The organism is Novosphingobium sp. (assembly GCF_036733805.1).
GTDB lineage: Bacteria > Pseudomonadota > Alphaproteobacteria > Sphingomonadales > Sphingomonadaceae > Novosphingobium.
Genome location: NZ_DAIMZT010000010.1, coordinates 11,334 through 29,178 on the forward strand (window position 1 = coordinate 11,334; position 17,845 = coordinate 29,178).

Consider the following 17,845-nt stretch of genomic DNA (forward strand, 5'->3'; position numbering starts at 1 on the left):
TCCAGCGGTGCATCCACTTCATCGAGGACACAAATCGGCGCGGGATTGGTCAGGAACAGGGCGAAGATCAAGGCCACGGCCGTAAGCGCCTGCTCACCCCCTGAAAGCAGTGTCAGCGACTGCAGGCGCTTTCCGGGCGGCTGGGCATAGATTTCCAGGCCAGCTTCTAGAGGATCGTCGGAATCGACCAACGCAAGATGTGCCTGGCCGCCCTGGAACAGACGTGTGAAGAGGCGGCGAAAATGGCCATCGACCGCCTCGAACGCGGCGCGTAGCCGCTCGCGGCCCTCCCGATTGAGATTGCCGATCGAACCGCGCAGGCGGTGCACCGCCTCGGCCAGTTCGGCTTTCTCAGTCACGCTGGTGCCCAGTTGTACTTCAGCTTCGGCAAGTTCGTCGGCCGCGACAAGGTTGACTGGCCCGATCCGTTCCCGATCCGCAACCAGGCGGTCCATCGCAGCCGATTCCTCCTGCGCGCCGCGAACCTCGCTGGAGGCGAAGGAAAAGCGCTCGGGCAGGATTGGCGGAGGACACTGAAAGCGCTCGCCCGAAACCCGCGTCATTTCGATACGTCGCTGGTCTTCATTCTCGGCGCGAGCGACCGCCCCCGCGCGCGCCTCGCGGGCGCCAGCCAGTGTTTCCTGCGTGGCCGCCAGTGCCGCATCTGCTTGCCGAGCGGCCTCCGTTGCAGTGCTTACCGTCGCTTCCGCGCGGGCGAGTTCTTCACCAAGGCGGCGGCGGAGCGTCTCGCCTTGTTCGATCTGCTCCATCAAAGCGGCCGGCTTGGCGGCGACAACGGCTCGTTCGGTTTCGATTTCGTCCAGACGTCCAGCCATCTGGGCAAGACGGTTCGCAGCGTCACCCGCGCGCGCTTGCCAGCTCTTGATATCGCCGCGCTGCGAGGCGGTTCGTTCCCGTGCAACGGCAAGGGCCTGGTCGTGAGCGGCGAGCGCGGCGGTGGCGGCTTGCAATGCCGTCTTGGCCGTCTCGTTTTTGGCCCTCGCGGTTTCCAGAGCGATCCGGCCGGCGCCCGGATCGGGCAAAGAGCTTCGCCTGCTTTCAGCAGCTGCGAAATCCGCTTCCGCGCTATGGCGCCGGTCGGAGAGTTCGCTCAGACCGCGCTCCAATTCCGCGCGACGGGCTTGGTCATGCGCCTTGGCATCTTCGGCCTGGTCGACTGCACGCAACGCGTTGCGCTCGGCGTTGGCCGCGCCCGCGATGGTCCGTTCAGCGGCGATGACTGAAGCGGAGAGGGAGGCCAATTGATCCTGCACAAGCGCTTGCCGCGCTTCGGCGGTCGCAACCGCGTCGCGCAGCGAAGGAAGCTGCGCGTCGAGTTCGGCGAAACGGCTCTCGGCTTCGAGCCGCGAAGCTTCGGCTGCACCTTCCCCGCGCGCGACGAAGCCATCCCAACGGCGCAGCAAGCCGGTGCGAGTGACAAGCCATTCGCCCGGCTTCAGCCTTCGTCCATCGTCTTCCTCGGCGAAGTGGACCAGCGCCAGACGGGCCGCCAGTTCAGACGGGCATTGGGTGACGTAGGCCGCGAGATTCGCTGCGACCGGAGAGGGCGGTTCCGACCCGGTCCAGAAGCGCCCATCCACCTCGGCGATGAAGCCAAGCGGCGTTCGGGCGTCCCGGCCCAGCACGGCAGCCAGCGCGCGCTCATAGCCTGGGGTGACGCGGAGGGCATCGATCGCGACCGGAAGTCCGTGCGCGGCCTTTGCTCCTTTGGCGCGAGCCTCACGGTCCCTGAGTAGGGCGGCGTGTTCACGATCCACGCCGGTGAGATCGGCGCGCGCACCGGAAAGAGTAGAGGCAGCGGCGTCGCGATCGCTCAGTAGTTCGGTCTTGCGCGCCTGCTGGGCGTCCAGATCGGCGCGTGCGCTCGCCAGTGCTTCGGACGCTGCCCGCGCCGAATTGCGCGTCTGCGTTATCGCCGCATCGAAGCTGCCGGGGTCGGGCAGCGCCGCCAGTTGGGACTGCAGGCGTCTGGCCTCGGCAGTCAGTCGATCTAGAACAGCCTGTGTCTGCGCCAATTCGGCGTCGGCAACGCGCCATTCGGCTTCGACCCCGGCCTGTGTTGCGGTTGCCTGCGCAAGATCAAGCTCTGCGGAACGAGTGGTGCGGTCCTCCCGCTCCAGAGCCTGGACAAGGCGCGGGCGCTGCTCTTCATCAGTCGCCAGTTGCCGCGCGCCTTCCGCCAGGTCCCGTTCGAGCCTGGCCAGAGCTTCCGCCGCGTCACGCGTCAGGCGGTCGGCATCGGCGCGATCTTCCTCCAACCGCAGACGCTGGCGATCGAGATCCTTAAGACGCTGTTCCGCCGCTTCGAGCTGACCCGTCAATGTGGCCATGCGGTGGCCGTGCGCGGTAGCGTCATCGCGTCGGTCGGCCAATTCGTCGCGGGCTTGAGCCATCATTGCGGCGGCGGTGGCCTGGGTTTCCTGTGCGAGCCTCGCCGCCTCCTGCGTTTCCGCCACGCGCAAGTGGGCGGTCTGGGCCTCTTTCTTGGCCGCGTCGGCCGCCATCGCCGCATCGCGCCACCGGGCAAAAACTAGGCGTGCTTCAGCAACGCGGATATCATCTGTCAGCGCTTTGTAACGCTCGGCGGCCTTCGCTTGCCGACGCAACGTGGCGACCTGCTTGTCGAGCCCGGCCATAATATCCTCAAGCCGGGCCAGGTTCGCTTCCGTCGCCTTCAACTTCTGCTCTGCATCCTTGCGGCGCACATGCAATCCTGCGATGCCCGCCGCTTCTTCCAGCATTGCCCGGCGCTCAGCCGGCTTCGCCGCGATCACTGCGGCGATGCGGCCCTGGCTGACCAAAGCCGGGCTGTGCGCGCCCGTTGCCGCATCGGCGAAAATCAGCGCGACGTCCTTGGCGCGCACATCGCGCCCGTTAATGCGGTAAGCGCTGCCGGCTCCCCGTTCAATCCGGCGGACGACTTCGATTTCCTCGCGTGTGCCATCCTCGCGCCGGGATGTTTCTGCGTGCAGCACCACTTCGGCGAAAGCGCGTGGTGGGCGGTGGGCCGTGCCCGCGAAAATCACGTCTTCCATGCCGCCGCCGCGCATGGACTTTGCCGAGCTTTCGCCCATGACCCAGCGGATCGCTTCGAGGAGGTTTGATTTTCCGCAGCCATTGGGGCCGACAACGCCGGTCAGCCCCGGTTCGATGCGCAGTTCGGCGGGCTCCACAAAGCTCTTGAAACCACTGAGCTTGAGCCGCCTTATGCGCATTTAGGCGTCCTTGAAGTTGCCTCGCCGCAGCATTAGCGCGCGCCCGCCGCCTGCAGTTTGGCTTCCAATTCGGACCAGCCCATGGAGCCGATCGATGATCCGTTAATCACGAAAGTCGGCGTTCCGGTGACGTTGAATTCGGTCGTCGCTTTCTCGGTCTGATCGGCTAGCGCCTTCGCCTTGTTCGCATCGGCAAGGCAAATATTGGCCTGGTCGCGGGCAATCCCGCGCGAGGAGAAGAACTCCGTCATGCCGGAAAGTTCGGCGATCGCCGGAATCTGCTTTTCCTTGGGTAGATCGCCCAGCGCCTTGAGGCGGGCGTCGCCTGCTGCTTGGACATTCTTGAACATGTTGGGTTGCCAGGCCCAGAACTGTTCGCTGAGCGGGATCACCGCCTCCGTCGATCCGCATGTGGCCAGAAGAGACGCCGGAATGTCATACGGATTGAGCATGAAATAGCGCAGCTCATAACTCACACGTCCACCGGCGATGTAGTCGTCGCGCAGCTTCGCGAAGCTCTCCTTTGCGAACTCTGCGCAGTGCGAGCAGCTGAGCGCTCCGTATTCGACCAGCTTGATCGGGGCCTTGGGGTTGCCCATGCGATAGCCGCCCTCCGGCGTCTTCTCCACCATGTCGGCCCATGTCTTGCCGGTTGGGGCCGCGATCTTCGCGATCGGTTCGCTGGATTTCGGCGCGTCGCCCTCAGCCTTCTTGCCGCATGCAGCAAGGCCAAGCGCCAAAGGCAGCGCCAGCATGCCGATCGCGATCTGACGGATAAAGGTGCGGTTCATTGTGGCGAATCCTTTGCGAATGGGAAAGGCTAGCTCAGGGGCGAAAGGGAACAAAGCGGGCGAGCTGCGCGCGGGAGATTCTCTCCACAGCTAACCATTGTATTGGCGAGCGGGTCAGATAGCTCCCGTGTGCTGTTCCGCCAGCTTGGCCCCAATGGCCTTGGACACCGAGGCCCAATCATGCACTTGCAGCACTTCGCCATTGAGCGTGAAGCTGGGCGTGCTGTCGAGCCCCAGTTTGGCAACTTCCGCCTGCTGTTCCTTCAGCTTGTCCAATACGGCGGTGCTGCCAAGGCAGGCATCCGTTTGCGCCCGGTCGAGACCCCAGCCGGCTGTTTTTTCATAAAAGTCAAAGTCATTGGCGATGGCGCGCATGCGATCGATGATAGGCCCCTGATACCAGCGCTGCTGTTGCGCCTGATTGATCTTTTCGGCCTTGGCAAGCCAGGTGTCCTGAGTTGCGAAGAAGGCGTTATGCCGTACGAAGAACCGCTTGGGATCGCCGCAATTGGCCAATAGCGCGACGGCAAGATCGATCGGATTACGCAACAGGTTGGTCACCGTGACTGAGACTTGCCCTTTCGGGATCACCGTCGTGCGCAGTACCGGGTCCGATTCCCTCTGGTAATGCGCGCAATGCGGGCAAGTGTAGCTGACATATTCAGTAAGCTTCACGGGTGCGTCAGGGTTGCCCATGCGATAGCTGCCATCGGCGGTGACTGCCACTTGGCCGTTCCAGTTGGCCTTGGGCGCCGCCACAAGGTGGTTCGGTTTGCCGATTACCGCTCCGCTGGCGGTGACTGCTGCGACAAGGGCTAGAATGCGCAGGGTTGTTCTTGTGGTCAGGCGCATGTTCACTGCTCTTTCTGATTGTTTCTCGCGCCGATGCTGCGGGCAAGCGACTCTAGTACCGCGCGAAGCTCTGGATCACCGATATCACGCAGCGACTCCCCCAGCTCGAGCGGAACCGGCTTAAGTGAGGGCGCCGCGGTCGGTGGTTTTGAAGCCGGTGGCGCTTTAACTTCGCCCTGACGGATTTTCACTTTGGCGACAGCATTGTAGCCGAAGAAGCGGTTCACCCGTTCAACGATTTCGGGAATGACGTGTTGGATGATCGGCGCATGAGCCGGCACGACCACAAGTTGCAGGATGCCTTCACTCTTCTCGCCAGGCGGAAAGCGAATCGATTCGGGCGTGCATACGCGCGCATGGCGAGGGCCGACAATTTCCGGCCACCGGCTGACCACGCTCGACTGGACGAAGCCAAACCGTCGAAAGGCTGTCCGACCCACTTCGGGCATCAATTCGGAGATCGCGCGCGCAGGCCCGCCTCGCGCTCGTTCATAGCGCTTCGGCCCAGAGGTGGATTGTTTGCGATCGTCCCGTTCCATTGCCGCAGATCCAATGCCATAGCGAAAGCATGGACGCCAGTTCCGATGCTATCGCGCACGATCTTCTCGCTTGGTACGATGTCCATGCCCGCGCTTTGCCGTGGCGTGCGCGGCCGGGGGAGCAGCCTCCTGATCCCTATCGGGTCTGGCTTTCCGAAGTGATGTTGCAGCAGACCACCGTGGCGGCCGTGAAGGATTATTTCGCGGAGTTCACGCGCCGGTGGCCAACTATCGAAGCTTTGGCCGCCGCCGCCGATGAGGATGTCATGGCTGCATGGGCGGGGCTTGGCTATTACGCTCGCGCTCGGAATTTGCTGGCCTGCGCCCGCGAAGTGGCATTGCGTGGGGGACGGTTTCCCGAAGCCGAGAACGACTTGCGAACGCTGCCCGGTCTTGGCCCTTACACGGCAGCGGCGATCTCCGCGATTGCGTTCGGGCAACGCGCGGTAGTGGTCGACGCCAATGTCGAGCGGGTGATCGCTCGTCTGTTCGCGCTGGACGAGCCGCTACCCGGCGGGCGAGCCGTGATTCGCGCCAGGGCAGATGCCGTCACGCCGAAAGCGCGCTGCGGAGACTTTGCGCAGGCGATGATGGATCTGGGGGCGACAGTATGCACCAGCCGATCGCCGCGCTGCCTTGTTTGCCCAATTTCCGCCTTTTGTCGGGCCCGATCCGAAGGCGAGCCAGAGTGCTTTCCGGTTAAGCCGCCGAAGAAAGCCAGGCCGGCCCGGCGCGGCCGTGCGTTCTGGATCGAGCGCGAAGATCACGTCTGGCTCGTTCGTCGCCTCGGAACGAGTATGTTGGGCGGCATGCGTGCTCTTCCCGATGACGGCTGGTCAGCGAGGGCGGACGGATCGGGAAGCAGGCCGCTTGCCGGACCATGGACGGTCGGCGGCCGTGTGAATCACATTTTTACGCATTTCTCGCTCGAGTTGAATTTGGCAGTTTACCTCGGGCAGGACTGGGCTAGTTTGAACCCCGGCGATGGCGAATGGTGGCCGCTCGATCGGCTGGACGAGGCTGGATTGCCTACGCTTTTTGCAAAGGCGGCGCGTCTCGCGCTGGCCAAAGCCGGAGACTAGCCGATGATGGAATCGCGTGCGGCACTCGAACGGGCTCTCGACCGGCGCATGGTGATGAGGCTTGGCGCGTTCGCGGGCCTTGGCGCCGCGCTGATGCCGCGCCTTGCGCTGGCTGCAGCGGATCCGGAACTCCTGCCGAATGTCCGCATGCTGGTGGACAAGTGGGTTGGGCCGGGAAAGTTTCCCGGCATGGTCGCTTCGCTGGGGCTGCCGGGCAAAGAACCGGAATATGTCGCCAAGGGCACCGAGGGCTTCGTCAGTCCCGATGCGATGACAGCCGACAGCCTGTTTCGCATCTATTCGATGACCAAGCCGATTACCGGCATCGCGGCGATGCAACTCATTGCTGAGGGCAAACTATCCCTCGATCAGCCGCTTTACGACATTCTACCCAAGTATCGGCAAATGCAGGTGCAGAACGTCTACGACGGTTCAGTCACCGATCTGCATCCGGTGAAAAGCGCCATCACCATCCGCGAGCTGATGACGCATACGGCCGGCCTGGGTTATGCAATCATTCAGAAGGGCCCGATCCGGGACTTGCTAAACCGGAAAGGTTTGGCGGGAGGGCAGGTCAGCCGGATGAAGCTGCCGGACGTTTATGGCGGTCCGCCGGCGCCCAGCCTGGAAATCTTTGCGGACCGGTTGGCCGAAGTGCCGCTGGTTTATGATCCGGGAACCAAATGGAGCTATTCGCTTGGTTTGGACTTGATGGGACGGGTCATAGAGGTGGTCTCCGGAAAGCCCTTCGATGCCTATCTCAAGGAAACCATTTTCGGTCCCTGCGGGATGACCAGCACCTTCTTTCAGGTTCCCGCCGCCGATGCCGGTGAATTGACAACCAATTATGCCGTCGTGGGCGGCGTGTTCGTCCCGATCGATAAGGGGGCGGAATCAGTATTCCTCGATCCGCCGCCATTTCCGATGGGTGGGTCGGGGCTTGTGAGCTCGCCACGTGATTACGATCGCTTCCTGCGTATGCTTGCGCAATTCGGCGTGATGGACGGTAAGCGCGTGCTGGCTGAAACGGCGGTGCGGCAAGGCACCAGCAATCTCCTTCCCCCCGGCGTTGAGAGACCTGCGTGGAACTCTTCCAAGGCGGATTTCGGAGCCGGCGGTCGGGTCGGCATCGGTCCCGAGACGGGAATTTACGGTTGGGCCGGCGCCGCTGGAACGGTCGGCATGGTGGATATGCTGCGTGGCATCCGTTCCCAGCTTTTCGTCCAGTTCATGCCGCCGGAGGCGCTTGCCCTGCATTCCGAATTCCAGACTGCGCTTAAGACCGATGTCCTGGCGTTGCTGAGAGTGGCGTCCACATGAGTGCTCCTGTCATCGCCTTTTCGGGGTCGCACATTGATCGGGCGGACCACATTCGCAACGACCCCCAGGGATTGGCAGCGCTCAAGACCTGGCAAGCACGCCTGCTGCGCCTGGATGGCCTCGATCCCGCGCTGACGGCGGAGAACATGCTCGAATGGGGCAGTCTGGCCGATGCAGCGCCCGACAGTGAACTGGTATTCCTGGGCCTCGATGGCGATCGCGGGTGTTTTGCCGAAGTGCGGACATCGTATCCTTCAGGAAGCCCTCATGCTGGACCGGCGAGCTGGCACGCCATGGCCGTTCTGGAGGCCGGAGAACTTGCAACTTACGGCGGTGCCCGTTCATTGGTGAGCTGGCACGCGCGTCACCGTTTTTGCGCCGTATGTGGCAGTCCTACGGCGCTCGCCAAAGGTGGCTGGCAACGGACTTGCGTTTCGGAGACGTGCAAGGCTGAACATTTTCCGCGCGTTGATCCGGTCACCATCATGCTCGTCGAACATGCCGGGCAAATCCTTCTGGGGCGTCAGCCGCGCTTTCCGGTCGGGCGCTATTCCGCGCTGGCGGGTTTCGTTGAGCCGGGCGAGACGATTGAGGAAGCGGTGGCTCGCGAAGTGTTTGAGGAAGCCGGCGTGCGAGTGCGCGACGTGACCTATATCGCCAGTCAGCCCTGGCCGTTTCCATCATCCCTCATGCTTGGCTGCCATGCCCATGCGGATGATCCGGCCATCACTGTTGACATCACCGAGTTGGAGGACGCCCGCTGGTTCAGCCGCGAGGACGCGATCGATGCGTTGGAGGCTGTGGCGCACGGTGAAAATGGCCGCGCTTTCGGTGCTCCGCCACCCACGGCGATCGCTCACCTGCTGCTGCGCTGGTGGGTGGAACGGGGCTAAACCGGCTGGGCCGTCGGAAATTCCGGTCAGACCAGTCCGAGTTTTGCCAGCTCGCTCACCAGCTTCGGGGGCATGACGTCACTTTCGGCCTCGCCTTCCTGAAGATCCGCTGGCGCTTCCTCTTCTTTCAGATAGCGCCAGCCCTGGTGAGCGCGCTTTGGGCGAGTCTGCACCGGGATCAGCAGGGGCGCGAGATGAATGTGCCAGCGCCCGTCATCGCGCTGAGTGAAGCGCAGGATCGGGGAACGGCCAACCAGAGCGTGCTCGAAAATCCAATAAAGCGATCCGCCCACCATCTCCTCATGCCGCTTGGGCAGATAGCGGGTGGTCATCAACGCTTCGTCTGCATGCCTCTCCAGCCATTCGCGTAATTCTGCGACACTGGTGGCGGAATAAGCGATCTTGGTCATGTGCAGCGGCATGTCGGCCCCTTACATGAGGAATATGCTGGCAAGGCCAAGGAAGAAGAAGAAGCCCAGTGTGTCCGTCATGGTGGTGACGAACACGGTCGAGACCACCGCCGGGTCGATCTTCAGCTTTTCCAGGCCCAAGGGAATAAGTACGCCCGAAAGCCCCGCATTGAGTGAATTAAGGACCATCGCCAGGATCACCACGAAGCTCAGCATGGCGTCGTGATAAATGGCGAGGCAGCCCAGCGCCATCAAGACGCCCAGGCCGATGCCGTTGGCGCTGGCGATCCACCATTCGCGTGCGATCATGCGCCAGGTATTGGAACTGGTAAGCTGATTGGTGGCAAGGGCGCGCACGGTCACCGCCATGGTCTGCGTCGCCGCATTGCCGCCCATGCCGGTGATGATCGGCATGATGACAGCGAGAACCACCAGCTTTTCGATAGTGCCCTGGAAGAATGCGACCACCGAGCTGGCGAGAAGGGCGGTAAGCAGGTTGATGAACAGCCACCACATTCGCCCACGGATCGTGCGGGGAAGCGGTTCGTTGATGTCGCCATCGCCCGCGCCGGACATGGCTAACGCGTCTTCGCCGGCCTCTTCCTGGATGATATGGACGATGTCATCGACGGTGATTTGGCCGATCAATCGGCCAGCATCGTCAACCACGGCGGCTGAAATCAATGCGTATTTCTGGAAACGCAGCGCCACTTCTTCCTGATCCATACCCGCAGGGATCAGCGTCTGGTCTCGTTTCATCACGTCATGGAGCGGGATGTTGCGCGGGCAGCGCAGGATCCAGGACAAGGCGCAGGTGCCGACCGGACGATGCATCGGGTCGACGATGAACACTTCCCAGAACTCGGTGGGCAGTTCGCGGTGCTCGCGTAGGAAATCGATGAGGTCACCCACCGTCATCGTCTCCGGAGCCGCGACGAACTCCCGGCTCATCAGACGCCCGGCGGATTCTTCTGGATAGGACAGCGCCGATTCGATCGCCGCGCGGTCTTCCGGCTCCATCTCGGCGAGGACGGCCTGCTGATCCTCCTCGTCAAGGTCTTCCAGCATCGCGACAGCGTCGTCGGTATCGAGCTGTTCCGCGAAGCCGGCGACAACGTCTGCAGGCAGATCGCCCACCAGCAGTTCGCGCACCCAGTCGTTCAGTTCGGCGATCACCTCCACGCCCATGAGATCGCGGATCGACCGCGCCAGGGTCAGGCGTTCATCGCCATCGATCAGCTCGAACAAGTCAGCGATGTCGGCGGGGTGGAGCGGTTCGACAAGATCGTAAACGCGGTCGAAATCTTCCGCGTCAAGCGCGTCCTTCACATTGCGCACGAACTCGGGCTTGAGGCGGTTTTCCTCGTCCAGGCTCTCCGACTCCGGGGCCGCGCCGGAAAGGGCGGTGGCCTCGTCTTCTGGCTGGTTTTCCTTGACGTCCGCTTCGCTCATAACTGGCGGGTCTACGCACCTATTTCGCGATTGCAACAGCCAGTCTTTGAACGATTGGAAATGGTTCGCGCCGTTTTCGCGCACGCTCCACCCGAATGTGCCAGGTGCGTTACCGAAAAGGTGACATTGCGGGCGCGCGCCCTATATCAGGCGCCGAGCTTATCCGCGCCCGGGTTGGGTGCCGGCAACAGGAGATATGCAATGGCCGACGAATATCTGACCCTCACTCTCGATACTGGGGAGAACCAGGGCGACGTGAAGATCAAACTGCGCCCCGACCTTGCCCCCGGCCACGTCGACCGGATCAAGGAATTGGTAAGCGAGGGTTTCTATGATGGCGTCAAGTTTCACCGTGTAATTCCCGGCTTCATGGCGCAGGGCGGTTGCCCCCAGGGCACTGGCATGGGCGGTTCGGATAAGCCTGACCTTCAGGCCGAGTTCAACGCCGAGCCGCATGTGCGGGGAGTCTGCTCGATGGCCCGCACGAGCTATCCGCACTCGGCGAACAGCCAGTTCTTCATCTGCTTCGATGATGCGACCTTCCTGGACAAGCAATATACGGTCTGGGGTCAAGTGGTCGAAGGCATGGAACTGGTGGACGCGCTGCCCAAGGGTGAACCGCCGCGCAATCCGGGCCATATCGTAAAGGCGACCGTCAACGAAGGCTGATCGGGCCGCATCAGAAGGATGGAGGGCGGCCGCGTGTGCCGCCCTTTGTTGTTCAGTTCCGAGGGGCCGCCTTCGCCGCTTGCTTCTTGTCTAGATCGGCGCGGCTCAACCCGAGCAGCCCGGCGAGCTTGTCTTTTTCCGCCTCGGTCAGATCGGAGTACCGGCGGGGGGCTGGCAGGCTGGCGGTCGCCGTTTTCGCTTTTTCGATGATTGCCGGCATTTGCTGCATCATCTTGGGCATAAATGCCTGCATCTTCGCCGTGACCTCGGGCGACGTCATGATGACATAGGAGTCGGCGGCGTATGCCTTGCCCGTCGGCGTGGCGAAAAAGGCGTTCAGTTCGCCCAATTGCTTTTCATCGAACTTGGACGCGTAGGCGTGGGCCAGGCCGTCGCGGATCTCCGGCTCCAATTGGGTCATCAGGCCGATCATGTCGGTCATTATCGTGCGTGTCATGATCTGCATCCGCTGCTTGTAGGCAGGATCATAGATTTCGACGATTTCGGCCAGCGTGCCTGAGCCAAGCTTGGCAGCGTTGGCGCCGCCAAGTCCGGCCAGGCTCTTGAGCGGCATGTGAGTGACCGAGTCGAGCGCGGAATCCATTATCCGATCCATCGCCCCGCTCATGATCCGCGCGTAAGTGCCCACGGGAAAGACGTAATCGACCGTTCGGCGCGCCAGGCTCAGGTGGACGGGATCGGGAGCCTCGTTTGCCGGTGACGGAGACGCAGGTTCGCCGGCGGTCGCTGCCGGACTAGCGACAAGCAAGGAAAGAGGAACGGCAAGCGCTGCGCAGAATTTGAACATGAGTAGCACTTTCGAAATGGGTGGCATTTTCCATGCCGTCTGGTAGAGGAAGCTTAAGTTTAATTTATTGCAATCGTGCGATAATCTTGGCCGTTACAGTCCCGCTTGCAGCAGCCATTCGTGGAAGATCCGCACCGGCCGCGTCTCCAGGGCCTTTGGCTTGCAGATGAACCAATAGCGGTAGGGGCTTTCCACATTGATATCGAACAGCCGCGCCAGGCGGCTGTCATGCGACCGACGGAAGTGATCGTCATGCATGATGGCGATGCCGAGACCTTGGGCCGCCGCTTCCAGCACCAACTGGCCGGAATCGAACTTGTCGATCGCAGCGGGCACCAGATCGGGCATACCGATGGCCTTCTTCCAAGCGTCGAGGCTGTCAGGCAGGTCCTGATGGATAAGGAACGTCTGTTTGGAAAGCATCTTCTTGTCGGGAACCGGACCAATCTCCGCCGCGGTTTCCCGCGAGACGATGGCGTAGACCATGTTTTGGTCGAGCTGCACCCGGTAAAATGCCGGGTCGGGTTCCTCAGACAAGACAATTGCAGCATCAAGCGTATCGCCGACGCGGTCTTCCGAATGCACGCCGGTATCGATATCGATGTGCAGGCGGGGATGCAGTTTGCGCAATTCGGGCAGACGCGGAAAGAGGCGCTGGCCTCCGAACAGGGAAGGCACGCCGAGGTGCAGGCGCAAGACGCGTCCGCGATCGACTTGCGCTTCCACGGCTTCGGCCAGTTCTTCCAGTTTTGGCGCGACCGCATTGTAGAAAGCCTGCCCTTCCTCAGTCAGCTTCATGGCCTGATGCTGGCGAGTAAACAGGCGTTTGCCGGTGAAATCTTCCAGCGCGGCGACGCGGCGCGACAAGGCGGAAGGGGACAGCGCCAGTTCATTGGCGGCGGACTTGGCTGAACCAAGGCGAACAACGCGCACAAAGGCTTCGAGTGCGCGCAGGGGGGGGAGGCGGCGTACAGGCACGGGGCAATCTTTTCGTCAGTTGCTGAAGATGCAATCTGCAATGCAGATCATGCAACTACATGTGAGCTAATCGGGCTCGTTTTCCAAGCCCTCGCGAGGGGGATGCAGGCGAAGGCGGGTTACATGTCGTTCATTCCCGTCGATAACTTCGATCTGCCAGCCGCTGCCGTGTGTGAGAACTGTGCCGACTTGCGGAACCTGTTCAGCCAAGACAAAGGCGAGGCCGCCCAAAGTTTCAACGGCTTCTTCCACTTCAGCGAGCCGCGGATCGACGCGCTCAGCCACTTCCTCCAACTCGACACGGGCGTCGGCTTCCCATAGCCCCTCTTCGAGGGGAATGAGCAGTTCCTCCGGCGCATCATCATGTTCGTCCTCGATATTGCCGACGATTTCCTCGACAAGATCCTCGATCGTGATGATGCCGTCAGTGCCGGTATATTCGTCGATCACGACAGCTAGATGAATGCGTTGCGCGCGCATGTCGGCCAGAACATCCAGCGCCCCGCGCGATTGGGGCACATAGAGAGGCTGCCGCAAGAGATCGGTCCAATCGATTGGGGCATGGCCGCGTGCCAGCAACGGGAACACGTCCTTGATGTGGATCATGCCCTTTATCTCGTCTAGCGATTCGCCATGGACCGGCATGCGGCTGTGCCCATGCTCGGCGAAGGTTTCGACCAGTTCCTCCCAGCTTGCCGAGGCCGGAATGGCGATAATTTCCCCTCGCGGAATCGCCACGTCATCCGCGTCATGCTCGCTGAAATGCAGGAGATTGCGCAGCATCTGGCGTTCGAGGGGGGAGAGGTCGCCGTTAGGCGCGCGGCCGGGGTCGGCCTCGCCCTCATGCTCGTTAATGACGTCCTCTATCTGTGCGCGCAGCGACTGATCGCCGTCGGACTGAAAAAGCCGTCTAAAAACACGCCAAAGCGTGCCGGTACTGTCCCCGTCTCCCGAGCCGGACTCGGTATGGCGGCCATTTTCGGCCATCGTGACTGATGATCCCCTGATGCCTACGTTGCGCCCCCATATGGGTCACTGATGCCCAGAATCGCAAGCGCCTTTGTTTCAAGCGCTTCCATTGCATCGGCCTCGGCCTCGGAGATTTCGTGATCGTGACCAGCCAGGTGGAGCAGGCCGTGGACCATCAGGTGCGTTGCGTGATCTTGGGTGGAAACCTTCTTTTCTTCCGCCTCGCGCGCGCAAGTCTCGCAGGCCAGCGCGATGTCGCCCAGCATTTCCGGCGGGCCTTCAGGCGAGAGATCAAGCAAGCCTTCACGCTCCAGCATGGGGAAGGAGAGCACGTTGGTCGGCTTGTCCTTGCCCCGCCACTCGCGGTTGAGCGCATGGACTTCCGCATCGGATGTGAATAGCACGCTGGCCATCAGGCGCGGATTCGCGAGTTCGGGCGCGACTTGCATCAGCACTTCCAGTGCACGTTCGGCGAGTTGCGCCCAATCAGTGGTGGAGGGCCACGGGGCTTCGATATCGATTTCGAGGTTCATCTACGGCGGTGCTACCCGCGCGGTCGGACAAAGAGAAGCGCCCATACGCGCGGCGTCACCGGGATTAACGATTGCGCATTTAATCCAGCGGGTCGGCGGTGGATTTTCGGGGGTGCTGGTGCGATTAGGCGCGGTTCTAATCTGTAAGCGCGTTTGTTCCCTCGTAAGCCTCGACAATACGTCCCACGATCGGGTGGCGCACCACATCGGCGGTGGTGAAGCGTGTAACTGCGATGCCTTCAACACCTTCCAGCTTCTGCACCGCGTCAGCCAGGCCGCTCATCCTGTCGCCTCCGGGAATATCGACCTGCTTTGGGTCGCCGCAAATCACCATGCGGCTGTTCTGGCCGAAGCGGGTGAGGAACATCTTCATCTGTTCGCGCGTGGTGTTCTGCGCTTCGTCGAGGATGACGAAGGCGTCAGCCAGGGTGCGGCCACGCATGAAGGCGATCGGTGCGATCTCGATCTCTCCGCTGCCGAGCCGTCGCTCCACCTGTTCGGGCGGCATGCAGTCGTAAAGCGCGTCGTAGAGGGGGCGCAAGTAAGGATCGACCTTATCCTTCATGTCCCCGGGCAGAAAGCCCAGCTTCTCCCCCGCTTCCACCGCCGGGCGCGAAAGGATCAGGCGCTGCACCGAGCCGGTCATGAGCTGGCTCACCGCCTGCGCCACGGCGAGATAGGTCTTGCCCGTGCCCGCCGGGCCGAGCGCGAAGATCACATCGGACTTCGACAGCGCCCGCATATATTCGATCTGCGTTGCCGAGCGTGGTACGATGGTCTTGCGACGTGTGCGGATCATGATCGGCGGCGCGCCCGCGTCGCCGGTGATGATGCCTTCCAGCGTCGGCTCAGACGACATGGCGATCAGCGATTCGATGGCGCCGGCATCCAGGTCCTGACCCATTTCAAGCCGGTGATACATGCCTTTCAATGTATCCCGCGCGCGGGCCACTGCTTCTTCCGGCCCCTCCATCTGGATGCGGTTGCCCCGCGCCGAGATGTAGACGCCCAGCCGATTTTCCACCTGCACCAGATTGGCGTCAAACTGCCCGAATAGGGTTCCCAGCAGCGTCGGCTCGTCGAACTCTATCTCGACACGCGCTCTACGATGAGTTTCGGGACGGAACTGTGCCGGATCAACGGCACGGGCTGCTTTACGGGCCATGCGCTCCTTTCTGACGAACGTTGTCGTCGCTCCGATCCCTAAATGGCTCCGCCCGCTCCGGCGTGCAAGCAGTGCCGGTGTGAAATCTCGCTTCGCAGGGGATAACCTGACGCATCGGACCAGGGACCGCGATTTGTCGCAACTTGCGACAGAGATGAGCGTTCGTTGCTAATCCGGTTCGCCCGGAATTCAGATGGACAGGAGCAGATATCCGCCCGGACCGCGCTGCGGTCGCGCCTATAAGGAGAAACAACATGCGCAAGTTCATCATGACTGCCCTTGCAGCCAGCGTTGCCCTTCCGGTGATAATGGTTCCGACGATAGCTTCGGCGCAAAGCGCAGGGGAAGTACGCCACGATCAACGTGAGATACGCAAGGATCAGCGCGAGATACATCGCGACCAGCGCCGCGGCGATTGGAGGGAAGCGCGCCAAGACCGTCATGAATTGCGCCAGGACCGCCAGGAAATGCGCGAGGATTGGCGCGATTATCGCAATGCTCATCGCGATGTATTCCGCCGCCCCGCTTATGTGGGACCGCGCGGATATGCCTATCGTCCGGTCGTGACGGGATATCGTTTTCAGCCCGCCTATTACGGCAATCGCTACTGGGTGCGTGACTATGCCCGATATCGCCTGCCCGAACCGGGACGGTTCCACCGCTGGGTGCGCTACGGCAACGATGTGGTGCTGGTTGACGTGCGCAGCGGACATGTGGTGCGCGTTTACAATGGGTTCTTCTTCTAAGCGGCAGAGCGTGCCTTCTTATGCCCCTCCTTTAACGGGAGGGGCAGGTTCAATCCGAAAAGCTTCGTTAGGCCGCGCAGTTCTGGCGCAGGATGGCGCCCAGACTGTTCGGCCCAGCGCTGGTGATCTCCACTCCGACCAGATCACCCACCGCCGCATCGCCTTCGAAATGAACTGACTGCAGCCAGGGCGACTTGCCCAGCCACTGGCCGGGATGCTTGCCCTTGCGCTCTACCAGCACCATGCAGGTCTTGCCCAAGGACGCCGCGTTAAAGGCAAGCTGGTCTCGATTAAGCGCGGCTTGCAAGCGTTGCAAGCGCTCGTCCATGACATCCAGCGGGAGCTGGTTTTCCATCGTCGCTGCCGGAGTGCCTGGGCGGGGGGAATATTTGAAGCTGAAGCACTGAGCATAGCGCACGGTATCGACCAGCTTCAGCGTCTCCTCGAACTCGGCATCGGTCTCGCCGGGGAAGCCGACAATGAAATCGCCCGAGAGCGCAATGTCGGGCCGGACGGCGCGCACATGTTCGAGAATGTGCAAGTAACTCTCGACCGTATGACTGCGATTCATCGCTTTCAGCACCCGGTCGTTTCCAGCTTGCACCGGCAGGTGAAGAAACGGCATAAGCTTTTCTACTTCGCCATGCGCGGCGATCAGGCCGCGGGACATGTCGTTGGGATGGCTGGTCGTATAGCGGATGCGCGCCAGATCGGGGATCGCCGCCAGGTCGCGGATCAATCCCTCCAGCCCGACACCCTGACCTTTCCCATTCTCGCCGGACCAGGCATTGACGTTCTGCCCCAGCAGCGTGATTTCGCGCGCGCCGCTTTCGATCAGGCGTTTTGCCTCGTCCATCAGGTCGGCGTAAGGGCGCGAGACTTCGGCGCCGCGCGTATAGGGCACCACACAATAGGTGCAGAACTTGTCACATCCCTCCTGCACCGTCAGGAATGCCGTGGGGCCTGAGCGGCGGCGAGGGGGAAGAACATCGAACTTGGTCTCCGCCGGCATGTCGGTGTCAGTGACGCGGTGTCCGTCTGCAGCGGCACGGATCATCTCAGGCAGGCGGTGATAAGCCTGCGGGCCGACAACCATTTTCACCGTGGGCGCGCGGGCCATGATTTCCTCGCCCTCCGCCTGAGCAACGCAACCGGCCACGGCGATCAGTGGGCTGGAACCGTCCTCGCGCTTCAGGCGGCCTATATCGGAATAGACCTTTTCCGCCGCCTTCTCGCGGATGTGGCAAGTGTTGAGCACCACGAGATCTGCGTCCTCGCCATCGGCGGCGGGCTGGATGCCTTGCTCGGCCAGCAGTTCGGCCATGCGATCGCCGTCATAGACGTTCATCTGGCAGCCGAAGCTCTTGACCCGGTAGGTCTTGGGAGTTTGGATAGGACGCAT

Annotated in this window: 17 protein-coding genes; 5 read left to right on the forward strand and 12 right to left on the reverse strand. The window is 62.0% G+C overall.

The window, feature by feature from the left end:
* From V7D69_RS04275 to V7D69_RS04290, 4 genes are all read right to left on the reverse strand, one after another.
* Nucleotides 1-3,236: chromosome segregation SMC family protein (locus V7D69_RS04275; protein ID WP_333605148.1), on the reverse strand; the 3,236-nt coding region annotated here is incomplete at its 3' end.
* Between the two features lie 32 nt (nucleotides 3,237-3,268).
* A complete protein-coding gene (locus V7D69_RS04280; RefSeq protein WP_324064447.1) occupies nucleotides 3,269-4,027 on the reverse strand; it encodes a DsbA family protein in 759 nt (252 codons plus the stop codon).
* A gap of 114 nt (nucleotides 4,028-4,141) precedes the next feature.
* Nucleotides 4,142-4,879: a DsbA family protein gene (locus V7D69_RS04285; protein ID WP_333605149.1), complete on the reverse strand. Its 738-nt coding sequence runs from the start codon at nucleotides 4,877-4,879 to the stop codon at nucleotides 4,142-4,144.
* 2 nt (nucleotides 4,880-4,881) lie between these two features.
* On the reverse strand, nucleotides 4,882-5,418 hold the full coding sequence (locus V7D69_RS04290) for a DUF721 domain-containing protein (RefSeq protein WP_324064449.1): 537 nt from the start codon (nucleotides 5,416-5,418) through the stop codon (nucleotides 4,882-4,884).
* A 29-nt stretch (nucleotides 5,419-5,447) separates the two neighbouring features.
* Here V7D69_RS04290 and V7D69_RS04295 point away from each other — a divergent pair, with 29 nt between their 5' ends.
* Genes V7D69_RS04295 through nudC form a run of 3 tightly spaced genes read left to right on the forward strand, consistent with a single transcriptional unit; the run spans nucleotide 5,448 to nucleotide 8,713 of the window.
* On the forward strand, nucleotides 5,448-6,500 hold the full coding sequence (locus V7D69_RS04295) for an A/G-specific adenine glycosylase (protein ID WP_333605150.1): 1,053 nt from the start codon (nucleotides 5,448-5,450) through the stop codon (nucleotides 6,498-6,500).
* A 3-nt stretch (nucleotides 6,501-6,503) separates the two neighbouring features.
* The gene (locus tag V7D69_RS04300) at nucleotides 6,504-7,820 is read left to right on the forward strand and encodes a serine hydrolase domain-containing protein (RefSeq protein ID WP_324064451.1); all 1,317 of its coding nucleotides are present in this window, start codon (nucleotides 6,504-6,506) and stop codon (nucleotides 7,818-7,820) included.
* Nucleotides 7,817-8,713 carry an NAD(+) diphosphatase gene (nudC, locus tag V7D69_RS04305; protein ID WP_324064452.1) on the forward strand — a complete coding sequence of 299 codons (897 nt, stop codon included), beginning with the start codon at nucleotides 7,817-7,819 and terminating at the stop codon, nucleotides 8,711-8,713. The genes V7D69_RS04300 and nudC overlap by 4 nt, the downstream gene beginning before the upstream one ends.
* A 26-nt stretch (nucleotides 8,714-8,739) precedes the next feature.
* Here nudC and V7D69_RS04310 read toward each other — a convergent pair whose 3' ends face one another.
* On the reverse strand, nucleotides 8,740-9,135 hold the full coding sequence (locus tag V7D69_RS04310) for a DUF1489 family protein (RefSeq protein WP_324064453.1): 396 nt from the start codon (nucleotides 9,133-9,135) through the stop codon (nucleotides 8,740-8,742).
* Between the two features lie 9 nt (nucleotides 9,136-9,144).
* Nucleotides 9,145-10,575, reverse strand: coding sequence for a magnesium transporter (gene mgtE, locus V7D69_RS04315; RefSeq protein ID WP_333605151.1), 1,431 nt, complete (start codon nucleotides 10,573-10,575; stop codon nucleotides 9,145-9,147).
* A 201-nt stretch (nucleotides 10,576-10,776) separates the two neighbouring features.
* Between mgtE and V7D69_RS04320 the strand changes: the two genes are divergently transcribed.
* Entirely contained in the window at nucleotides 10,777-11,244 is a 468-nt protein-coding gene (locus V7D69_RS04320; protein ID WP_324064455.1) for a peptidylprolyl isomerase, read from the forward strand.
* 52 nt (nucleotides 11,245-11,296) lie between these two features.
* Here the strand turns inward: V7D69_RS04320 and V7D69_RS04325 are convergent, their stop codons facing one another.
* The 5 genes from V7D69_RS04325 to V7D69_RS04345 all read right to left on the reverse strand — a co-directional run bounded on the left by V7D69_RS04325 (nucleotide 11,297) and on the right by V7D69_RS04345 (nucleotide 15,697).
* Nucleotides 11,297-11,848 carry a DUF2059 domain-containing protein gene (locus V7D69_RS04325; RefSeq protein ID WP_333605152.1) on the reverse strand — a complete coding sequence of 184 codons (552 nt, stop codon included), beginning with the start codon at nucleotides 11,846-11,848 and terminating at the stop codon, nucleotides 11,297-11,299.
* A 297-nt stretch (nucleotides 11,849-12,145) separates the two neighbouring features.
* The gene (locus tag V7D69_RS04330; protein WP_324064457.1) at nucleotides 12,146-13,030 is read right to left on the reverse strand and encodes a LysR substrate-binding domain-containing protein; all 885 of its coding nucleotides are present in this window, start codon (nucleotides 13,028-13,030) and stop codon (nucleotides 12,146-12,148) included.
* A gap of 66 nt (nucleotides 13,031-13,096) precedes the next feature.
* Entirely contained in the window at nucleotides 13,097-14,017 is a 921-nt protein-coding gene (locus tag V7D69_RS04335; RefSeq protein WP_333605153.1) for a hemolysin family protein, read from the reverse strand.
* 23 nt (nucleotides 14,018-14,040) lie between these two features.
* Nucleotides 14,041-14,532 (reverse strand): rRNA maturation RNase YbeY, encoded by a 492-nt coding sequence (gene ybeY, locus V7D69_RS04340; RefSeq protein WP_324064459.1) that lies wholly within the window; start codon nucleotides 14,530-14,532, stop codon nucleotides 14,041-14,043.
* A gap of 136 nt (nucleotides 14,533-14,668) precedes the next feature.
* Entirely contained in the window at nucleotides 14,669-15,697 is a 1,029-nt protein-coding gene (locus V7D69_RS04345; RefSeq protein ID WP_324060946.1) for a PhoH family protein, read from the reverse strand.
* 254 nt (nucleotides 15,698-15,951) lie between these two features.
* On the opposite strand from V7D69_RS04345, the gene V7D69_RS04350 reads away from it, so the two are divergent.
* Nucleotides 15,952-16,443 carry an RcnB family protein gene (locus V7D69_RS04350; RefSeq protein WP_324060945.1) on the forward strand — a complete coding sequence of 164 codons (492 nt, stop codon included), beginning with the start codon at nucleotides 15,952-15,954 and terminating at the stop codon, nucleotides 16,441-16,443.
* Nucleotides 16,444-16,510: 67 nt separating this feature from the next.
* Here V7D69_RS04350 and miaB read toward each other — a convergent pair whose 3' ends face one another.
* Nucleotides 16,511-17,845, reverse strand: a complete 1,335-nt coding sequence (gene miaB, locus V7D69_RS04355; RefSeq protein WP_333605154.1) for a tRNA (N6-isopentenyl adenosine(37)-C2)-methylthiotransferase MiaB — start codon at nucleotides 17,843-17,845, stop codon at nucleotides 16,511-16,513.